The sequence below is a fragment of the Kangiella koreensis DSM 16069 genome, from assembly GCF_000024085.1.
GTDB classification, from domain to species: domain Bacteria; phylum Pseudomonadota; class Gammaproteobacteria; order Enterobacterales; family Kangiellaceae; genus Kangiella; species Kangiella koreensis.
Genome location: NC_013166.1, coordinates 2,160,369 through 2,173,836 on the forward strand (window position 1 = coordinate 2,160,369; position 13,468 = coordinate 2,173,836).

Here is a 13,468-nt window from a genome sequence, read left to right on the forward strand (position 1 = left end):
TGTTGGTGAGTTAGTTGTTAGTTAGGCTCGGTCCCAAGGAAAAGCAATGACGTCTTGAATCTCCTTGGTATCGAGTTTGATCATCAATAAACGATCCAGCCCTAAAGCAACACCAGAGCAATCAGGCAAACCGTATTCCAATGCTGCAATAAAGTGTTGGTCAATGGCTATTTCTGCTAACCCATTGTTTTTACGCCAACTATTATCCGCTTCAAAGCGAGCTAGCTGCTGGGAACTGTCAGCCAGCTCATAAAAGCCATTGGCCAACTCTATACCCTCAATGTACAGCTCAAAACGATGAGCAACTCGTGGATCCAACTTTGAAATTCGCGCCAAAGCAGCCTGGCTGGCTGGGTAATCATAGATAAAGCAAACAGATCCATTCAATCCTAACTGAGGTTCAATCTTGTCCTCGAACAATAGACTTAGAAAGTCATCTCTTTCCAACTCATTAGGAAGACTCCCCAGATTAGAACGAGCAAATAGCTCAAGCGCTTCATCAGTAATGGATAATGGATCGAAATCAAGGAACTCAATAAAAGCCTGCTGATAGCTCAGATCTCGCCGCTTCTTCAGCCCCAGCACCTCGGAAACGAGCTCAAAGACATCATCCATCAATTGAAAATGATCAAAGCCCAATCGATACCATTCCAGCATGGTGAATTCTGGGTTGTGCTTAGCCCCGACCTCATCCTGCCGAAAGGCTTTACATATTTGATAGATTGAACCGGAACCATCTGCCAATAAACGTTTCATGGCATATTCTGGTGAAGTTTGAAGAAATCCTGACTCTGTTGAGCTAACCTCTGCGGTCATTGACCGCATGTAACGATCGGTCACTCCATGATGAGATAAAGCAGGTGTATCCACCTCAAGCACACCACGCTCAGCAAAAAAGTGACGGACAGTGGCCATCAACACTGCTCGGTTTTTAAGGTTTTGTAGTGAAGCTGAAGGTTTCCAGTCGGTCATAGGGCTGAGTCAAAGATTAACTTTAGGGATTGATGGGTTGCGCTTTTGAAGCTAACCCATCCTATAATCGAACCTATCATTTATTAAAACAGGGCAAGCATATTGGCCTGCCCCTACCATCCTGTTTGTTCCACTCCCTCTAGCGAGGATTCACCAACTCCTAGCGCCGGAAAAATAGTCTTAGGCGCGGCATCAGGACTGCGAGGACGCGCAGTCAACAACTAGACAGCAAACTCTCTATCCGTCCCACTTCTACCTAGCGCAGGGAAATTCTTGCTAGACAAGGCTTGTTGATTTTTAAATAGAGGGAATTTAGATCCACTAAACGAGCTTTTTTAAAAATCAACGTAACGCAGTATAGCGAGAATTTACCAAGCTAGGCGCGTGAAACGTAATCGCCAGTGCGCGTATCAACTTTCAATTTATCACCAATATTCACAAACAAAGGCACTTTCACTACTGCGCCTGTATGCATGGTGGCTGGTTTTGAACCACCGCCTGAAGTGTCGCCACGCAAGCCTGGGTCGGTATCGGTAACTTCAAGTACTACAAAGTTTGGTGGTGTTACATCAATTGGATTACCGTTCCATAATGTAATTGAGCATTTATCTTGCTCGATCAGGTATACAGCTTTGTCGCTAACGGCATTTTTATCGGCTGATACTTGCTCGAAGGTATTTGGGTCCATGAAGTACCAGAACTCACCATCGTTGTAGAGGTATTCCATCTCGGTATCCATAACGTCTGCTGTTTCGATGCTTTCACCGGATTTAAAAGTTTTTTCGACGGTGCGGCCTGTTAGCAAGTATAATACTTTGGTTTTACTGAAGGCTTGGCCTTTACCTGGACGGACGAATTGGTTGTCGACAACCGTACAAGGTTCGCCGTCTAGCATTATTTTTGTACCATTTCGTATGTCGTTAGTGGTAATTGTTCCCATGTGTTCCTCTGGATATCAATGAGTTTATGATTCAAAACCTGCAGATTCTACCGCGAAATGATTCATATTGGCAGGAGCGAGAGTGGAAAAAGTTGCTGTCTCAGGCAATTTCTTCGCCTTTTGAGCTCTTGTCTCGATTAAATCTTACAACAGACGATCTTCCCTATACGGTTTTGGCTGAGCACCAATTTATGCAAAAAGTGCCGGCTCCTTTTGTCGAATGCATGGAAAAAGGCAATCCAAATGATCCTCTGTTACGGCAGGTTTTAGCTGTAAGTGATGAAAATCAGGAGGTTGCCGGCTTTGTGCCGGATCCTCTACAGGAGCAAAACTCTGAGGTGCCGGGACTTCTACATAAGTACCGTTCACGGGTTCTAGTAATGTTATCCACCGCCTGTGCGATCAATTGTCGCTATTGCTTTAGACGTGAGTTTCCTTATCAAGAACACCAAGCGGGTCGCAATGGCTGGCAGCCTATTTTCGACTATTTAACCGCGCACCCTGAAATTAACGAGGTCATTCTGAGCGGTGGCGACCCTTTAGCCGTCAATGACTCTTACTTGAAAGACTTTATTCAGCAGCTAGAAAGAATTCCTTCTATAATTCGCCTACGCATCCACACTCGCCTGCCACTGGTAATTCCACAACGTGTTACTCAAGGCTTGATTGACGCACTGCTCCAAACTCGCCTGCAAACTGTTGTAGTGCTCCATATCAACCACCCCAATGAAATGGGTGAGCTTTTTGCTCAAGCAGTAAGAAGATTACATCAAAACGGCATCCACCTCTTGAACCAAAGCGTCCTTTTGGACGGAGTTAACAACAATAGCTCTACTTTGGCAGAACTTAGTGAGAAGTTATTTGCTCACCATATACTACCTTATTATCTACATCAGCTTGACAAGGTAAGAGGTGCTCACCATTTTGCCGTTGAAGAAGCACAAGCCATAAAGATTATGCAGGAGCTCAATACTCGCCTTGCGGGATTTCTGGTGCCCAAACTGGTTCGAGAAGAAGCCGGCAAAACCAGCAAAACCCCTATTGATTTGGGCTTATTAACTTTAGATAATCAATAACTTAGTTAGAAATAAAACTGGCGCAATGTGTGCCTATTCGCTAATATAAAACCATCACTTCATGCAATAATAAAAGCTAAATTGCCGGCACTAGGCTAAGGAGAAAGGAAGTGGCCTTAACTCAAGGACAACTGGGGCTCACAGTTCGAGTCAGAAATGAAACCATGGTCGCTGATATACCGTCCAGCGTCAAAGCCGCTGAACAGTGGCTGGATCAGTTACCAATTGCAGATATGGGGGAAACAGCCTCCAAGGTTTTTCATTATCTGTACGATTTAAATCAATCGCCACTGTCCCCTAAAGATCGCCTTCAGATTCTGGAAACGATTGTCCCGACTTGTGAAACACTCATTGATTCACTCTCCGAAGTTTACGTTCATAGCCCTTTAAAATACTCACATAAACTACAGTCAGCTTCTGAGCTAGTGCATGCGCTTGCTTCCGAGTTAGTTTTTGGCTTTAACGCGATCATTGAAGATTTAAACAACGCACCTGAATTACTAGAAAAGTACAACAAAACCATTTTGCCAGCGGCTTGCGCCAATAGCCTGCATTATCTTGGTGAAATTCAACTACAGCGATATCAGTTATACAAATCGGTTGGTAGTAAGATTTGGCGTCAGCAAAATATCATTTTTAAGTTGGCAACTACTAATGACTTTCTAGAGCATAAATTAAAAAAATCTTCGAGCGAGCTGGTTAGCGTCAAAAAACAATTACTCATCAATTTAGTGTTGTCAATTTGCAACCCGTACCAGATGAAACATGGTGAGGCGAGCGATATTTATAATGCTCTGCAAGCTTTGTCTAATCACATTCAGCTACTACCCACTCTTAATAACGACACTTTGTTTGCTTATTTACCGGATACTGAAATCCCGCCACAGCCGGCAAACGCCATCGAAAATGAATCGCAGAAGAAATATGGCATTGACTTAACCCAAGCTATTGGCATGCTTGAAAACAGTATGATGGAGAAGAAAGGTGGATTATTTGGCCGGTTTAAGAAAACAGCCGAAATCAAGCTGGACGACGACCTAAAGGCACAAGTTTTAGAGAGTTGGAATAGCGTAAAAACTCGTAACTTTATCCGTATCAACTCTAATCAAAGCACGCAGGTTGCAGTAGGATTAGCCAGCTCACATCACTTTCTAGTAGACCGTGGCGGACAAAGACTACATGACCGCTTTTTCGGTAAATCCAAAAAGAATGTAGCTTTCCAGGTCGAATCATTGGAGCTTGAGCAGGAAGAGAGCCAACATGGATTTGTCTGGAAAACTTCAAAGCCTCGGGGCATGGATATACAAGATAAACGTAAAAACGAAGATGCATTTGCTTCAATTTATAAACCCAGAACCTTTGATGAAAGAAAACTGGACAAGGAAGATCATCCCTACAAAGAACTTAAGACCAGAGTAAAGTATCAGTGGATCAGTGGTGTCGTTAAAGATGTGAGTCCAGCGGGTTTTTGTGTAGCTTTTGAGAAAGCCCCTTCGCAATATGCCGAAACCAACGAACTGGTTACTGTAAAAAACTTTAAAAGTGGTCAAGAAATGTACAACCTAGGCTTGATTCGCTGGAATCGCTGGCAAGGCCATGATATTTTCTTGATCGGAGTCGAGCTAATTTCACCCGAAGCAATGCCTGTCCGCGCAACACTGGACTGGGATTATGCAAAGCCCGCATATCATCATAATGGTCTATTGCTTCCTGAAATGCCAAATGCAGGAGTTGACTCGAGTATCATTTTGCCACCACTAGGCTATCGTTCTGGACAAACAGTCGCTATTATGACGCCCGAAGAAGAATATAAAATTGAGCTCACTCGCAAAGTCATCGAGACGGATAACTTTATCCAGTTTCACTTTTGCAAAAGGCCTTGATTAGATTAAAAACAGAGGCTTGGGTATCAATCTTAGTTAATGTTAAATTTGTGGGGCAGTTAAATCATTTTCTTATAAAAACGGATACCATAAAGGATCCTCAAGGTAACTCGATTTCTGATGAAAAAACAGAGCACTAATTCACCAATTAATACCCTGATTTTCTCAAGCTCGGCTAATGAGAGTGAGCAGCTCGCCAGTCACTTGAAAAATCAAGGTCTCCCTATTCGACATCAAGTTGTTGCTAACAGCGAACAGCTCAAAGCTGCAATTGATGAAAAACAATGGCAACAAGCTTTATTTCTGGATGAGCTTGATAACTTACCCATTCAGCAAGCTTTAACACTTCTAAAAAGTCAAAAGCACTCAGTACCAGCCATTCTCCTCAGCAGTGATTATTCTGAACAGCAGCGTTTTGATGCCATTGCGAAAGGTGTAAGAGATTGTATTCCAAGTAGTGCTAAAGATTTACTGACGCTCATCATAAAGCGAGAGCAGGCGCTCGTTAATGCTGAAGCTAAAGTAGCAGAATCCAGTAAAATGCTTTCCGAGACCAGCAAGCGAAACCAGCTACTGCTCGAGAGCTCAAAAGATGCTATCGCCTACATTCATGACGGTATGCATATCTATACTAATCCAACTTATCTCGATCGTTTTGGTTATGAAGAAGATGACATCATCGTTATGACCATTATGGATCTAATCGATTCCGAAGATACCGATAAAATAAAAACATTACTCAAAGAGCAGACTAAATCCGGCGAAGAAGTCAGTCAGGTACTTAAAGGCAAAAATGCTAACGGTGAGACTTTTGAAGCTGACTTTATAGTTTCTTCTGCAATCTATGACGATGAGCATTGTGTGCAGCTAGTTGTGCGCGAAGTCAGTGACCAAACTGAATTACTTAAAAAATTAAAAGAGGTCAGTGAGATCGATCAGGTAACAGGACTGTTTAATCGTCCTGCATTTATGGACAGACTAGAAGATATTACTAACAAGTCTCGAGACACCAAAATCGATACAGTGCTCTACCTGGTTGAGATAGATAAGTTCTCAAAGTACCGCTCTGAGTTCGGCATAGCAGCCTGTGATGACTTATTAAAAGATGTTGCTGACTGGATGAAGGCACACGTCAGTGATAAATCTATAGTCGCTAGAATCAGCGATAGCAGCTTCGGTATCATTTCGTTTGGAAAAGGAATGTCTGCCAACGAACTGCCGAAGAAGTTGCTTTCAGAAATTAGTTCACACCTTTTTGAAGTATCTGAACAAACCCTGCACATCACCTTCAGCATTGGCGGCGTAACCTGTCATGACAGTGATCTTGAGCCTGATAAGCTAGTGCTCCACGCAACAGCGGTCAGTCATAAAGTTCAGGATAATGGCGGTAACGGCTATGAGTTATTCAATCCTTCAATTGATAGCTTATTAACCGACGAAGAAAAAATCCTGTATGATGAGTTTGCTCAGGCCAGAGATGAAGGTCACATGACCCTCTTCTACCAACCTATGATGAGTCTACAAGGAAGTCCTGAACAGCAATATATATGCTACTTCCGATACAAGATGCAAGATGGAAAGTGGGGCCTCGGTAAAGGTATATTCCCAATCTTCGAGAAGGTTGGCATTGATGCCGAGATTGATAAAATTACTTTTACTCATAGCTTGAAAATGCTTGCCAAAGAAAAAGAAGAAGGCAAACCAACGAAACTCTTCCTGACATTACATCCCAATACCCTATTGAGAGAAGATGCAAGTCGCTGGGTTCGTCAAAGCATCGCTAAGGCAGGCATAGATAGCAAAAGCCTCATTCTTACGCTTAAAAGTCACTTTGCTGCGACTTACCTGAAAAAAGCCATAGAGCTAAAGGATATCTTTAACAAAGATGGCATTCAGTTCTGTCTATCTGGGGTGCAAGCTGACGAGCTAGAGCTGATTCAATCGGTACGACCTAACTATGTTGCTTTCGATGGACGCATGATTGAAGTCTTGAAAGAGCAAGGAACCGACAAGATTGCACCACTGATAACAGCAGCTCACAGTGTGGAAGCCAAAGCCATTATCACAAACCTTGAGGAAGCTTCATCCTTAGCGCAAATCTGGCCTCTCGGCGTCGATTTTGTTACAGGTAACTACATCTCTAAACCAATGTCCAAGTTGAATTATGACTTTGCTGATAACGATTTCTAGACATTAGGATCTGTAAGATTAGACGCGATGACGCTGCTCTATCAGGGGCAGCAAATCCACCAAACTGTTTAAGTAGCCTACATTTAATACGCAATCAGCCAACTTTCCCAAAGTTGGCTTTGCTTTGTAGGCAACCCCAATTCCAGCCTCTTGTAGCATCTTTAAGTCATTAGCACCGTCACCAACGGCAATACACTGTTGCGCCTTAAACCCAAGTACTGATGCCCATTCCTGTAAACTTTCAGTTTTCACAGCCGCATTAACAATCGGATACTCAACCTCGCCAGTCAGAACACCATTAGCATCAATCAGCCGGTTAGCCTTTACCTGATAAAAAGGCAACCTTCTCGCCAGCTCTTCTGCAAAAGGCATAAAACCACCGGAAGCAATCGCAATTTTTCCACTTTGCCGTATAAAGTACTGACAAAATGCCTCAACACCAGGGTTAAACTCCAACTGATTTTTTACGGCATTGATCGCTTCTACAGACAAGCCTTTGAGCTGTCTCACTCTTTGCTCAAGACTTTGATTAAAATCCAATTCACCACGCATCGCCGACTCTGTAATTTTCGAGACTTCCTCGCCAACCCCTGCCTGCACTGCTAATTCATCAATGACCTCAATGGGTATTAAGGTGGAATCCATGTCAAATACTGCTAGCCTAAAAGGCCCAAAGGACTGACTTTTAGGTAACAGACAATAATCAAATCCGTGTAACAAACTTTTCTCATATAAAGCAGACTTTAAACCACTTTCACTACCTGATACTGTATACAAGCCAATGGTTGGCTGTTCATGCTCTTCCTTCTGTAAAGATTTAAATATGTCATCACGCGATAAGTGATTAAGGGTATATTCAGAGTCTTTTTGATTAAATAAATAACAATAATAGTCAGGCATAACAAGCTTCAAATTGAGTTATCGGGATAGAGACGTATCTATTCAGACGAAAAAACTATGGTATATTAACCCTCAAGAAAAGCCCATTGTAATTTATAGAATAAGAGATATTGGCATCAAACCGACATTCTTCAAAAGCCCTAATACAAAGGCATTGATATTTTCTGCTATTGTTCTGGCTATTTCCAGCAGCCTGCTTCAGTTGTGGCTCAACGAGCAACAGTATCAGCAGCAACAGAATTATATTAACAACTATACTGAAATGCTCACCACTGCATCATCCAGTCAGTTGGGTAGCTTTATCCATACCCAGGATAAAGATTCCTTAGAGGCCGTTGCTAAAGGCCTGTATGAAAATGATAGCATCTTTAAAGTTTCTATTTATAAGCGCGATGGAAATCTGATGTCAACGCTGGAAGCCGATGAGCTACCAGATGACTTACGCTCTGTAGTTTCTGATATCTATTACCAGGATGAAAAGAATGGTTATTTAACCTTGTATTTCAGTCCCGCCGTTCAATCATCACTAATCTCGCAAGTAGTCGCACAGCCTGTCATGATATGGATTATTAGCGGATTTAGCTGGCTGATTCTTTTATTCGTGGTATCTTTCAGCAAAATCCGTAAATGGTGGAAGAACCGTAAGCCCAAAGATAACGCAGCGATTACGGGCAAAGAGCTACCTAGCCAAAACCAATTACTGCGCCAACTACTCAAGCATAGTAATGGCAAAAAATCGCAGCAAGAAGGTGGCTGCCAATATGTCATTAAAGCCAATTGGGAGCGGCTTAATGGGCAAACTACCCATCAACTATTAACCGTCTTTAATCGCTGGTTGCCCAAAAATCATATTTGGTTTTTAAGTTTTAAACAATCATTACTCATACTGGGCAAAGATTCACAAAAGCTGGAGGCAAATCAGTTAATTCAGCTACAGGTACTTGTAAGAGCAATGCGACAACTGAAGCTTAATCCTTCGATATTAATTCATAACCTGAGTTTTGACCGTGATATCTATGAAACTTTTTTTGAGGTCATGGAGCCCGGAATCTGGCTTGAGTCAGATATCAAGCATCAGTCATTTATTGATAGTGAGCAGCATATTGAGCTTGAGATCGAATCAATCGGTGAAGTTGAATTAACTCGTGTGCCCGATATCGATGCACAACAACGCAGTGGTATAGAACGCCAAGCTCGCTTCTTGCTAGGTAGTTAATGTAAGAGTTTCAACCAAACAAAAGGCCATCGCATGACGGCCTTTTGTTTAACTCAGTTTCACATAGTAAAGTAACCCAAAAGCCTAACCTTTGGCGTCCACTTCGATACGCTCCACTCGCTGGAAGCCTCGCGGTAATTTATGACCCCGGCGACCTCTTTCTCCTCGATAATGTTCCAAATCTTTTGGCTTCAAAGTTAAATGTCGTTTCCCAGAATGGATTACAAGGCTATCGTCTTCGCCAATTGCAGTGACTGCAATCATAAACTCTTCACGTAGTTTAAGTTTAGCCGTTGGAATACTGATGATTTTATTGCCTTTACCCTTTGCCAACTCCGGCAGATCCGCCAATGGGAAGACCAGCATTCTACCTTCATTAGATACAGCAACACAGAACTGACTCGCTGAGTCTTTGACACTGCAAGGTTTAACGACCTTAGAGCCTGAAGGAAGATTTAGGAAAGCTTTACCGTTTCGAGTTTTAGTAACCAAATCGCTGAACTTAGCCACGAAGCCATAACCGGCATCGGTTGCAAATAAGAATTTATCATCATCCTCACCCATCATTGTCGCCATAAACTCGGCGCCAGCAATAGGATTTACCCGACCAGTGACTGGCTCTCCCAATCCTCGTGCAGAGGGCAAGGTATTGGCTAATAAAGAAAATGTACGTCCAGTTGAGTCGAGGAACACTGCATATTGATTACTTTTGCCTTGTGCTGAATCGAGATACTTATCACCAGAACGATAATTCATTCCCACAGCATCAACATCATGCCCCTTGGCGCAACGAACCCAGCCCTTTTCCGAGAGAATCACAGTAACCGGTTCTGTTGGCAACAGCTCAGTTTCAGATAAGGCTTTTGCTTCTTTTCGCTCCACAATCGGTGAACGACGATCATCACCATATTGCTCAATGACCTCTTCGATCTCTTTCTTTATCAAGGTCTTCATACGCTGTTTTGAGCCGAGCGTTAGTTGCAACCAGTCCGCTTCATCTTCAAGCTCCGACTGCTCGCCTTTGATTTTCATCTCTTCAAGCTTTGCCAAGTGGCGTAACTTCAACTCAAGAATAGATTCTGCTTGACGATCCGATAAATCAAAACGCTCCATTAATTTTAGCTTTGGTTTATCTTCGGTTCGAATAATATGAATGACTTCATCAATATTCAGATAAGCAATCAATAAACCATCTAAAATATGCAGGCGATCCATCACCTTATCTAAACGATGTTGTAAGCGACGACGCACTGTTTCGTGGCGGAATTCAAGCCACTCTTTCAACATCACGCGAAGGTTTTTCACTTGCGGACGACCATCGATGCCAATCATATTCATATTGACGCGATAGGTACGCTCCAAGTCAGTTGTGGCAAACAGGTGACGCATTAACTCTTCTATATCAACCCTATTGGAACGCGGCTCAATAACTAAACGAGTCGGATTTTCATGATCTGACTCATCACGTAAATCACTAACCATCGGCAGTTTCTTAGCCTGCATTTGAGCAGCAATCTGCTCAAGAATTTTGGAGCCAGATGCCTGATGCGGTAGTGAAGTAATGACAATATCGCCGTCCTCTTTCTCAAAGCGCGCTCGCATACGAATCGAGCCGCGACCTTTTTCATATAGCTCAAGAATGTCAGCCCTTGGCGTAATGATTTCTGCATCGGTGGGGAAGTCTGGGCCTTGAATAAACTCTAATAAGTCCGGCAGCTCAGCTTTAGGATTTTCTAGCAGATGGACACAGGCTTTACCCACTTCAGCCAAATTATGTGGCGGAATATCCGTTGCCATACCAACCGCGATACCTGTGGTGCCATTGAGCAACAAGTTTGGGATGCGCGCCGGCAATACTTCAGGCTCATCCATAGTGCCGTCAAAGTTAGGCGTCCAATTAACCGTCCCCTGCCCCAGCTCACTGAGTAATAGTTCAGAATAAGCCGCTAAACGTGATTCAGTATAACGCATCGCCGCGAATGACTTAGGATCATCCGGAGCGCCCCAGTTACCTTGGCCATCGACCAATGGATAACGATAGGAAAAAGGCTGCGCCATCAAGACCATGGCCTCATAACAGGCCGAATCACCGTGCGGGTGAAACTTACCCAGTACGTCACCGACGGTACGTGCTGACTTTTTATATTTTGCCGTCGCTTTTAAACCCAGCTCACTCATCGCATACACAATACGACGCTGCACGGGTTTTAAGCCATCACCAATATGCGGCAAGGCACGGTCCATGATCACATACATGGAGTAATTCAAATAAGCCTGTTCGGTAAACTCCGCCAGCGACTTTTTCTCAATACCTTCGTAATTCATTTCTTCCACGATAGTTCACTTCTCGTTTTAAATTTCTGCTTTATTGCCTTTCAACTCTAACCATTCTTTACGATCAGAAGCGCGTTTTTTCGACAACAACATATCCATAATATGCTCGGCCTCTCCATCACCACCTAAGGTCAGCTGTACCAAGCGGCGAGTTTCACGAGCCATAGTGGTTTCACGCAATTGCTTGGGGTTCATTTCACCCAAACCTTTAAAGCGCTGCACCTGAATTTTGCCACGTTTATTTTCAGCTTTAATGCGATCCAACAAACCCTGCTTTTCATCTTCATCAAGGGCATAAAATACTTCTTTACCCACATCGATTCGATACAGCGGCGGCATGGCAACAAACACATGACCGGCACGAACCAATGGTCTAAAGTGGCGAACAAATAAGGCACACAACAAAGTAGCAATATGCAGACCATCCGAATCAGCATCCGCCAGGATACAAACTTTGCCGTACCTTAGTTTGCTTAAATCATCAGAGCTTGGATCAAGGCCAATCGCTACCGAAATGTCGTGCACTTCCTGCGAAGCCAGAATCTGATTGGAGTCCACCTCCCAGGTATTCAGGATTTTGCCTCGTAATGGCATAATCGCCTGATACTCTTTATCGCGCGCCTGCTTGGCTGAACCACCCGCTGAATCACCCTCGACCAGAAACAGCTCACTGCTCATGGCATCGGTGCCAGCGCAATCGGCTAACTTACCCGGCAATGCAGGACCTTGGGTGACTTTTTTACGGACAATCTTTTTGCTGGCACGCATTCGCTTGTGGGCATTACTGATGGCGCGCTCGGCGAGTGCATCACCAATTACTGGGTTTTGATTGAGCCACAAGCTAAAGGCATCTTTGACCACGCCCGCAACGAAGGTTGCGCACTGGCGAGAGGATAAACGCTCTTTAGTCTGGCCGGAGAACTGCGGGTCATCCAGTTTGACCGACAATACGTAACTAATACGATCCCACACGTCTTCCGCACTCAGCTTAACACCACGTGGCAATAAATTTCTGAATTCACAAAACTCACGCATGGCATCTAATAAGCCATTGCGCAAACCATTGACGTGCGTGCCGCCTTGCGGTGTTGGAATCAGGTTAACGTAACTTTCAGCGAGACATTCGCCACCTTCGGGCAACCACATAAAGGCCCAGTCAACGGCTTCAGCTTCACCCTGCAAAGAACCGGTAAAAGGCTCTTCGGGTAACCTTTCAAAACCACCCGCCTGCTCTAGTAAATAAGCGGTTAGGCCATCTTCATACAACCACTCATCCTGCTCTCCTGCAGCCTTGTTATCAAAGACTACCTTTAAACCAGGGCATAGGATTGCTTTGGCTTTAAGCAAATGTTTAAGACGTGAAATGGAGAATTTATCGCTATCGAAGTATTTGCTGTCGGGCCAGAACTTAACGCTGGTTCCGGTATTACGCTTACCGACTTCAGCCACCACCTCTAGATCTTTAACCTTAAAGCCATCTTCAAAGGCCATGAAGTATTGATTACCATCGCGCTTAACGGTTACTTCAACACGTTTAGATAAGGCATTCACCACCGAGATACCGACACCGTGAAGACCGCCTGAGAATTGATAGTTTTTGTTCGAAAACTTACCACCTGCATGCAGCTTGCTCATAATGAGCTCAACGCCCGGGATACCTTCCTCAGGATGGATATCAACCGGCATTCCACGCCCATCGTCCTCAACCTCAAGGCTGCTATCTTTGTGTAGAGTCACCTTGATGGTTTTGGCATGTCCTGCTAAAGCTTCATCCACACTGTTATCGATCACCTCTTGCCCAAGATGATTTGGACGGCTGGTGTCGGTATACATACCGGGACGCTTTTTAACTGGATCAAGGCCGCTGAGAACCTCAATGGATTCAGCTGTATATTGATTATTCGCCATAAGTAAATTATTGATTTTGTGTTAGGAGAGTCAAATTGACTCAATATAT

The 13,468-nt window shown here is 43.7% G+C and carries 9 protein-coding genes; 4 read left to right on the forward strand and 5 right to left on the reverse strand.

The window, feature by feature from the left end:
- Positions 1 to 21 precede the first annotated feature (21 nt).
- Positions 22 to 972: an elongation factor P--(R)-beta-lysine ligase gene (gene epmA / locus KKOR_RS10060; protein ID WP_015781015.1), complete on the reverse strand. Its 951-nt coding sequence runs from the start codon at positions 970 to 972 to the stop codon at positions 22 to 24.
- 376 nt (positions 973 to 1,348) lie between these two features.
- Positions 1,349 to 1,912, reverse strand: a complete 564-nt coding sequence (gene efp, locus KKOR_RS10065; protein WP_015781016.1) for an elongation factor P — start codon at positions 1,910 to 1,912, stop codon at positions 1,349 to 1,351.
- 26 nt (positions 1,913 to 1,938) lie between these two features.
- Between efp and epmB the strand changes: the two genes are divergently transcribed.
- The 3 genes from epmB to KKOR_RS10080 all read left to right on the forward strand — a co-directional run bounded on the left by epmB (position 1,939) and on the right by KKOR_RS10080 (position 7,061).
- Complete coding sequence (gene epmB, locus KKOR_RS10070) at positions 1,939 to 2,988, forward strand: EF-P beta-lysylation protein EpmB (protein WP_015781017.1); 1,050 nt, start codon at positions 1,939 to 1,941, stop codon at positions 2,986 to 2,988.
- Between the two features lie 110 nt (positions 2,989 to 3,098).
- On the forward strand, positions 3,099 to 4,871 hold the full coding sequence (locus KKOR_RS10075; protein ID WP_015781018.1) for a hypothetical protein: 1,773 nt from the start codon (positions 3,099 to 3,101) through the stop codon (positions 4,869 to 4,871).
- A gap of 120 nt (positions 4,872 to 4,991) precedes the next feature.
- Complete coding sequence (locus KKOR_RS10080) at positions 4,992 to 7,061, forward strand: EAL domain-containing protein (RefSeq protein WP_015781019.1); 2,070 nt, start codon at positions 4,992 to 4,994, stop codon at positions 7,059 to 7,061.
- An 18-nt stretch (positions 7,062 to 7,079) separates the two neighbouring features.
- Here the strand turns inward: KKOR_RS10080 and serB are convergent, their stop codons facing one another.
- A complete protein-coding gene (gene serB, locus KKOR_RS10085; RefSeq protein WP_015781020.1) occupies positions 7,080 to 7,961 on the reverse strand; it encodes a phosphoserine phosphatase SerB in 882 nt (293 codons plus the stop codon).
- 154 nt (positions 7,962 to 8,115) lie between these two features.
- Here serB and KKOR_RS10090 point away from each other — a divergent pair, with 154 nt between their 5' ends.
- A complete protein-coding gene (locus KKOR_RS10090) occupies positions 8,116 to 9,177 on the forward strand; it encodes a hypothetical protein (RefSeq protein ID WP_228638608.1) in 1,062 nt (353 codons plus the stop codon).
- An 84-nt stretch (positions 9,178 to 9,261) separates the two neighbouring features.
- Here KKOR_RS10090 and parC read toward each other — a convergent pair whose 3' ends face one another.
- Positions 9,262 to 11,502, reverse strand: coding sequence for a DNA topoisomerase IV subunit A (gene parC / locus KKOR_RS10095; RefSeq protein ID WP_015781022.1), 2,241 nt, complete (start codon positions 11,500 to 11,502; stop codon positions 9,262 to 9,264).
- 27 nt (positions 11,503 to 11,529) lie between these two features.
- The gene (gene parE, locus KKOR_RS10100; protein WP_015781023.1) at positions 11,530 to 13,419 is read right to left on the reverse strand and encodes a DNA topoisomerase IV subunit B; all 1,890 of its coding nucleotides are present in this window, start codon (positions 13,417 to 13,419) and stop codon (positions 11,530 to 11,532) included.
- Positions 13,420 to 13,468 lie beyond the last annotated feature (49 nt).